This window comes from Prevotella sp. AM23-5, assembly GCF_003473645.1.
GTDB lineage: Bacteria > Bacteroidota > Bacteroidia > Bacteroidales > Bacteroidaceae > Prevotella > Prevotella copri_A.
This window is the reverse complement of the sequence record NZ_QUCG01000156.1, coordinates 1-2,085: the sequence shown is the minus strand read 5'-3', so window position 1 is coordinate 2,085 and position 2,085 is coordinate 1. Positions and strand designations below refer to the sequence as shown.

At 31.2% G+C, this 2,085-nt stretch carries 2 protein-coding genes; both read right to left on the bottom strand.

From position 1 onward, the window contains the following. Nucleotides 1-43: 43 nt before the first annotated feature. Nucleotides 44-868 carry a phosphorylcholine transferase LicD gene (locus tag DW657_RS17215; protein WP_158577425.1) on the bottom strand — a complete coding sequence of 275 codons (825 nt, stop codon included), beginning with the start codon at nt 866-868 and terminating at the stop codon, nt 44-46. Between the two features lie 148 nt (nt 869-1,016). Further along, on the bottom strand, nt 1,017-1,952 hold the full coding sequence (locus tag DW657_RS17210; protein ID WP_118313561.1) for a glycosyltransferase family 2 protein: 936 nt from the start codon (nt 1,950-1,952) through the stop codon (nt 1,017-1,019). Between the last annotated feature and the right edge of the window lie 133 nt (nt 1,953-2,085).

The following is a 2,085-nucleotide window of genomic DNA, read 5'->3' as shown; positions in this document are numbered from 1 at the left end:
GTTTTAATAATTCTTCTCCATTCATAATAACACTAATAAACTATTATTTTTTTACATTATCTACCCAATAAGCATGCATATCATGCGATATACGTTTTTCTTCTGGTGGAAGCTGCATATAGTTACCATATTGCATCTTTAAATACTCATCGTACTTTACTGGTGCTGCATACTTACGACCTTCAAATTCAACAAGAATAGTTTTATCAAACCATTCTTTAAGTAGATATTTGTTATATGCCGGGTATGAAGAAGCATATCCAACGTACTTACTATCAGAGTATTTATATTTACTAGAAAGTTTAAGGCTTTTTTTCAAGAAAGTCTTAAATCCTATTAATCGACATACTTTCCAAAAAACATATTCTATCGGAAGCAATACTCCTCTGGTTTTATGAGGAAAATGGTTATTAACAGAAGCCGCTCTACACCTATTTAAAATCATCAAAGACAAGTGTGATATTTTATCACTCTTTTTTAAACCATCTAAAGGAAATATATCCACCCATACTCCGTTCTCAGTGCTTTGAACAGAAACATCCTCAACGATAGTAGAAGTATCAATAACTTTAGCGAACTCATAATAATAGCCATCAACTAGTGGGACCAAACATTTATATTTGGAATTTATCTGCCCAGAAGAAGTTATTTTTAAGAATTTCTCATAATCATCCCGAGGCATAGAAATGTCAATATCATCATCCCAAGGAATAAATCCTTTGTGCCTAATAGCTCCTATGAGAGTTCCATAGCTCAAATAATAAATAAGATTATACTTGTTACAAATATCAACAATATAATCTAAAATACCTAACTCTACTTGTTTTATTTCTGTAAGAGTTAACCTATTCCCTTTATTCTCTTTCATATATCTAGTTCTTATCAAACCGAAAGGCTTGTGCATCTATAACATATAACTTCAAAATCTGCTTTAAAGCATTAAGCTGAAGTAATGCACCATGATTATGTACATCATAATGCATAATTATACCATATCTCATATTTGCAAATATAAATTACGCCCGAGATACAAAACTTAACACTTTGTAAAAAATAGACCGTCCTAAAAGTAAATAACATAAAGAAACTCCCTTTCGAGACAATCTAGGATGTCTAAGCATACATGCCATAAAATATTTCACATCATATTTATCATGTATTATATCATAAATTATATTCTTTCCGTCCTTTGCCGTAGCGAATACGTAAACTTGAACAGAAGCACCTAAGATTCTGTCTCTGTCGGAAATAATTTGTTTATCATATAGATAATTTGCAATTCTTGCTTGTGCCTCAATACTTGTCAACGACCGAACATCTATACCTGTATTCATACAAGAGTTAGGGTTAACTCGATAATAATATCCTTTATAGTTAGTAACTATAACACTATTAATATTAGCCATGTATTTCACAAAGAACTCAGTATCCTCATTTTTTATACACCCCACAACAAACTGAATATTATTATCTTTAATTATTTTAGCATCAAACAACATCGCCCAAAGGTTTGGATGCGGAATGTCTTCATCAAATATATGGCGAATATATTTTTTAGCATCATATTTGATTTTTTTCCCTCCTACTCCCAAATCCTTTATATTTGTTGCATAAGAACATATAGGAATAGTACCATCTTGATGCAACGATAACAATTGCTTTAAATAATTCCTATGAATTTTATCATCTGCATCAACAAAACAGATATAGTCACCTTGCGCATGAGCAAGCCCTACATTACGAGCTGCACTAACGCCACTATTCTCTTTATTAAAGAGCTTGAAACGATCATCTATATCTACATATTTTTGGCAAATTTCTGGACTTTTATCAGAAGAGCCGTCATTAACACAAATAACTTCATAGTAAACATACGACTGCTGCAAAATAGAAGACAAACACTCTTCTAAATAAGATTCAGCATTAAATATTGGTATAATTATGGAAATCATTCAATGTAAGTTTTTATTTTTGTTACTCAACAAATATGCTACCCGCCTCATTCCTATTTTCAAAATAAAAACAAGTCCAAGCCATTTATATATATAATTAGCGCTGTGTTTTTGCAGCAATCTTTGCTTTCAA

Bases quoted from the DNA above. Each gene is read 5' to 3' on its own strand.
- DW657_RS17215 (WP_158577425.1), bottom strand. From the start codon at position 868: ATGAAAGAGAATAAAGGGAATAGGTTAACTCTTACAGAAATAAAACAA.
- DW657_RS17210 (WP_118313561.1), bottom strand. From the start codon at position 1,952: ATGATTTCCATAATTATACCAATATTTAATGCTGAATCTTATTTAGAA.